This window comes from Nostoc sp. UIC 10890 (genome assembly GCF_054786515.1).
In genome coordinates this window covers 1-4,856 of the sequence record NZ_JBSGKF010000054.1, presented here as the reverse complement: position 1 = coordinate 4,856, position 4,856 = coordinate 1, and the positions used below count along the sequence as shown (strand labels likewise).

Annotated in this window: 12 protein-coding genes; all 12 read right to left on the bottom strand. The window is 41.5% G+C overall.

Annotated elements, in window-relative coordinates; translation table 11 throughout:
* Positions 1–146: 146 nt before the first annotated feature.
* Entirely contained in the window at positions 147–359 is a 213-nt protein-coding gene (locus ACWATR_RS38590) for a hypothetical protein (RefSeq protein WP_460345261.1), read from the bottom strand.
* 14 nt (positions 360–373) lie between these two features.
* A complete protein-coding gene (locus ACWATR_RS38585) occupies positions 374–718 on the bottom strand; it encodes a hypothetical protein (RefSeq protein ID WP_460345258.1) in 345 nt (114 codons plus the stop codon).
* A 329-nt stretch (positions 719–1,047) separates the two neighbouring features.
* A complete protein-coding gene (locus tag ACWATR_RS38580; RefSeq protein WP_460345255.1) occupies positions 1,048–1,518 on the bottom strand; it encodes a hypothetical protein in 471 nt (156 codons plus the stop codon).
* Positions 1,515–1,757 carry a hypothetical protein gene (locus ACWATR_RS38575; protein ID WP_460345252.1) on the bottom strand — a complete coding sequence of 81 codons (243 nt, stop codon included), beginning with the start codon at positions 1,755–1,757 and terminating at the stop codon, positions 1,515–1,517. Before ACWATR_RS38575 ends, ACWATR_RS38580 begins: the two co-directional genes overlap by 4 nt.
* 67 nt (positions 1,758–1,824) lie before the next feature.
* Positions 1,825–2,142: a hypothetical protein gene (locus ACWATR_RS38570; RefSeq protein WP_460345249.1), complete on the bottom strand. Its 318-nt coding sequence runs from the start codon at positions 2,140–2,142 to the stop codon at positions 1,825–1,827.
* 39 nt (positions 2,143–2,181) lie between these two features.
* A complete protein-coding gene (locus tag ACWATR_RS38565) occupies positions 2,182–2,955 on the bottom strand; it encodes an ERF family protein (protein ID WP_460345246.1) in 774 nt (257 codons plus the stop codon).
* Between the two features lie 17 nt (positions 2,956–2,972).
* Positions 2,973–3,233, bottom strand: a complete 261-nt coding sequence (locus tag ACWATR_RS38560) for a hypothetical protein (protein ID WP_460345243.1) — start codon at positions 3,231–3,233, stop codon at positions 2,973–2,975.
* Between the two features lie 27 nt (positions 3,234–3,260).
* Positions 3,261–3,488, bottom strand: a complete 228-nt coding sequence (locus tag ACWATR_RS38555) for a hypothetical protein (RefSeq protein ID WP_460345240.1) — start codon at positions 3,486–3,488, stop codon at positions 3,261–3,263.
* A complete protein-coding gene (locus ACWATR_RS38550; RefSeq protein WP_460345237.1) occupies positions 3,485–3,700 on the bottom strand; it encodes a hypothetical protein in 216 nt (71 codons plus the stop codon). Before ACWATR_RS38550 ends, ACWATR_RS38555 begins: the two co-directional genes overlap by 4 nt.
* A gap of 99 nt (positions 3,701–3,799) precedes the next feature.
* A complete protein-coding gene (locus ACWATR_RS38545; RefSeq protein ID WP_460345234.1) occupies positions 3,800–4,198 on the bottom strand; it encodes a hypothetical protein in 399 nt (132 codons plus the stop codon).
* A 44-nt stretch (positions 4,199–4,242) separates the two neighbouring features.
* The gene (locus tag ACWATR_RS38540; RefSeq protein ID WP_460345231.1) at positions 4,243–4,455 is read right to left on the bottom strand and encodes a hypothetical protein; all 213 of its coding nucleotides are present in this window, start codon (positions 4,453–4,455) and stop codon (positions 4,243–4,245) included.
* 8 nt (positions 4,456–4,463) lie between these two features.
* A partial coding sequence (locus ACWATR_RS38535; protein ID WP_460345228.1) for a hypothetical protein occupies positions 4,464–4,856 on the bottom strand: 393 nt, incomplete at its 5' end.

Here is a 4,856-nt window from a genome sequence, read left to right as displayed (position 1 = left end):
ACAACATCGTTGGAGGTAGAAAAGTACTCAGACGATTGAAGCCTGCGATAATCCTTACTGCTCGCCACAAGGCGCAACGTATGTTGACAACCTTGTAAGATAGTCCGAATCTCTGAAGTAGTTAGCTTAATTTCCATTGGTGTCCTTTAACCTTGAAAAACTGAGTCAATTTCGCCGTTATCAATAGCATTCTTTGCGTGGCGAACAGCTTGTGTGTGATTATCAAATGTTTGAGTCGTAGGAGTAGCCCAGGTTGTTTTTATAAATCCTGTTTTTCCCACATGAACATCTACACCACCATCATTTAATTCGGTAGTCTCAATTTTGTAGCCGCCATGCTTGGTTTTATACTCTTTCATTGCTGTTAACTAACCTAAAATTTGTCCCGTTGAATACTAAAGCTTGCTCCTATCAAAGAACTGCCCAAAAATACAGAACAGCTAACCAACATTGCACCCAGGCAAATATTTTTCTGCTGCTCCCAACCAGAGATGATTATATTGGGATTAGTATTGGACTCGATTACTTCTACCCCCCAACAAGCCATTGCTCCAACTCCAGAGAATCCAGTAATTAGCAGAGAGACAATTGCAGTTGTTTCTATCATGCGCTCAATGAAAATTCTGGGGGTGAATCTTTTTCGAGTCCGACGAAGAACTAATTTATTACGAGTGTTTGAAGGCAAAGATGATTGATGGGTTACTTTTTGGGTTTTCACTTTACATCCTCTAACTGAACATAGAAACCTGCACCTGTATTCGTAATCTTTACTTTTCTTTGATTAACCAAGCTTTGAATCACTCCCAGGCTAAATTTGATACCGCACAATCGTGCGCTACCTCCACAGCGTCGGAGATACTGAAGACACAGTGAGGACTGATCAGTAGGGATGGGGTAAGTGGATTTTCTCGGCATAATCTTGACTATGACTCTATGATTTGTAAATGATGTGGATTGAAAAAAATTCCTTGACCAGGCGGCATATCTGGGAAATGAACACTTTTAGCGATCGCACACTGATGATTAAATGCAATCGCGCTTTCAGTTTTAATCTTTGACCTTATGCTGTTGAATCAAAGCCAGCACAATGTTTGGAGTTAAAGGACTCCAACGTGGTTGGCTAAAACGTTGACCATCCCAATTAAATTGCACTAAAGAAAAATCTTCTGGTTCTTCGTTTTTACTTATTTTATTGCGGGGATAATGCTCGATAAATAGAAAATTATCCCCCAAACAGCGACGAGCCGATAACACAGTATTCTGGTATTTTCGCCAAATCAATGTAGCTAGACCCTCCGCAGAATTAGTAATGCTTGTCCCCGTGTCTTGTTCATCTAAATCCGAACATAAGACAATGCTCGGCATGGAATATGCTTGATAAATCCGCAGTTGACATTTACTATCCCAGTACTTTGGATTACTTTGCTGTAGTTCATGTCCTGCACCTTTCCAAATGAAAATAGTGTCAAGCACTAAACTAGATGAATCAAGCTTAATATTGGTGGTTTGAGTAGTCATATTTTTCCCGATCTGACATCGCAATAAGTTGTACACTCACATCGCAGCTGATTATCAAGGGAAAGCCAATTGATAATTTCTTCAGCCCTGGCTCTTTTGATGTAAAGTTCTTGCAGAACTCTATCTCGAAGAGTTTCTAATCTGGCTGCTTCTAGGTAATTCTTCTGCAAAAGCAAAAGCTTGTGTTGATCATGAAGTGGATCTACTTCTGTTGTTACCTCAGAATCAAATCGATCCATAACAAATGCGCGAAGATAATCATATTCGGTCAAGAATTATTCTCCCTCTTGTATTGGATGAATTTTATTAATAATTCGAGTTCTCACCGATACCGTATTGCCATCTGAGAAAACTTACGGGAGTACAGACTTCTGACCAATCACAAGATCCTATTGGTGCATTCCAATCCTGGCGGTATTCCTCTCCAAAGCACCCCATTCCCCAATGCCAACCATCATATTCCGGCTGTGACTCCAATCCAAACCAGAGAGCAACATTTACTTTAATTAGATAGAAGAACTTAATAATCCATCCGCCATCGTAATCAGAAATAAAATCATAATACTCTCCTAGAAAACGTTCATTTGTTAATGCAATTAAATCCATTCTTTCCCAAAGGCTCATTTTTTATTTACCCCCTAGTTTGAAGTATGATTTCTCTTCTCAATTCAGTTCAGGCATTTGTGCAAGTGCCCCTTCCATCCACACTTGAATCGCTTCTATCTCAGAGACACCTCTTAATACAGCATCGATTACGTGTTTTTGATAAGAGTTAGCAGCATAATCAGGATTCCCAAACTTATTACCAGCCCAAGCCAAACACATAGTTTTCACTAGTTCGTCAATCTGAACAGAATCAAGCTCACTGGGACTACTAACATTCTGAAAGTGCAGCCACTCTTTGACTAAATCGAGTGGATAATTTAAAAGTGTGCGAACTTCTTTGACTCGCAAATCTTTTGGGCTGATTGATGGTGGAGTTACAGCTTGTTTTGGTTGCTGGACTCTATACTGTTGATTGTCTTTGCGGGGTCTAATGTTATTCTGAGGCTGTTCAGGCTTTTGAGGAGTAGTCGCGCCTTCAGCATCATTATCTTCATCTGCCGTCACCGATAAAATTGCACAAACCGCATATCGTCGTGCATAAGTTAATGCTGCGCCAAACTTCTGAGAATCACTAATTTCAGGTAAAGGATAAGTACTGGCAATGCTTTCACCTGATTCATGATAAAGATGAGTCCGCAGTACAGTTTTACTTTCACACAGTTCAGTAGTTTGAATGATGACTAATCCGTATTTACCCAATGCGGAAGTGACAGCAGCTAGTACAGCATCTAGTGTTGCATATTTGCGCTTGTAGTGAGGATTAGTCCCGTCTTTTTGAATGGGGTTAAACTCTGCCTTTGCTTTGATTAAAGCTTTGATTAATTCTTGCATTAGTCAATTCCAAACTTTTACCAATCGCTTTCATTGATATCGCCAGACACTTTTTTGCTAGACTTAGCCTTATTAATTTGGAACTCTGAGGCTTTCAGCACAGGCATTGCCGCTTGTTTTACTGAAGCTTTGGCTTGCAGATAGAGAAATTGTGTCACTCCATCCGCGTCTTCCCCATCCTCGACTTGCGCCCATAGAGAACAGCCCAGTTCTAATGATTCATAGTCGCCTAGATTAAATTTTCTAGAGTAGCTAACAGATACAGTTGTGAATTTCATTTTTTGGGATTTACTAAATTTTGGTTGTCAATTTTCTTCGTTACTATCAATCATTTCAATACTAAGTCTTTGACACAAATCGCTAGCTTTTACACCAATGACTCCTGGTTCAATTTCGGTAGACAATTCTTCTATAATTGAATGAAAACCAGGATCTTGATCATTGATTTCAACCTCAATTAAACCTGCTTTATTTGATACAACAGTTGCCCAACTTGGTAAAGATTGAGGAATACTTGTTGCATAAAGTTTCATGGTTTTAACTCCTGATTAAACTTGATTTCAACAATTTCTTCCACACAACCCATTGCCTCGCTCAAATAGTGCAGGACATCACCCAAATGAGTTGCTGCCTCTGGATCAATCTTTTTATCAGCAATCAACAAAAGCCAGTTTTCGTTTTGGGCAATTGCCTGAATTTTCAGGTAGCACGAGTTGAATTCTCGTAGGATTTCTATCGGTTCCATTGGTATATTATGAAGTGAGTAAAACAGTCTTATTGAGGAAGTGGGCAGCAACGCCCACCCCTTTCTTTACGCTGCAACCAAATGTTTCGCTTGTGGAACTTACTTCCTTAGCCGTTCCCATTCCTCACTTGTGAGCGCATCAAATTCTTTATCAAGCAACTCTTCTTCCGTGGGTGATTGCTCTGTAGCCGTTGTTGATACCCTTGCCACCTTCATGAAGTTGTCTAACCCAACTGCTGCATCAACCGGCTTGGCGTATCGAATCTTATCTACAGCATTCGACCAGTGCGTAATATGCTGAAATATCACCCCAATCATGGAATCATCTGCGTAGACTCGATAAGTTCTGGGGCAAGCTCCATTCACGTACACGAGTTTGTAACCAGGGATTTCGATAATCTCTGCATTCGGGTCTGTTGGAGGTAACAGAATTTTGTCAAGAGACTCTTCTAACTCCGTCTGTTGACAAGAAAATGTGGTAATCATATTCTGTGTCATGATTTGGATTGTCTAAATTTCGTTGTAGCGGCGATTACATAACTCTAGGGGAAGCGATCGCTTTTCTCACTTGTAGTACTAAGGATTTCTTTCACCTCTGCATTCGCATCTGCTGGAGGTAGCACAAAATTATCTTGGCAGTCATAGAAACCCGGATCTGAAAGTGTGATGTTACTTGCTGGGCTATGTGTAATGATTATTTGTAATTGCATATAGGTGGCGATTGCAGTTGCTTGGTGTGCAATCGCCTTTCTCACTTCCAGAACTAAGCCGCCACTGCTGCTCGGACTCCCAACGACGCAATCACTTGTTCTGCATTCGGAGCCACGCGATTGAGTCCGTACTGTCTGGGTCTGGCGTACCAGCCTTGTTGATTGCACCCGACGAAGCCGACAAAGCGCCCGTCTTGGTAGAGTTTGGTGCTAAACGAGAGCCAATCTATCTCCCCGTGGTACAGACCGAAAGCAGTGCAGGCTTCCTCTAATTCATCGCTTAAACGTTCGTTACGTTCCCTTGGTGTCTCTGGCAGAGTCGCTTTGACCTCTGCAACTCTTGTAGCGAACCAGTCTCGGTCAAAGGGTAGCCGTCCGCCACCGACTAACTGCACCCATACTGTGATTCCGCCTTCTATCCAGATGGTACGGACGGATTCGGGTTG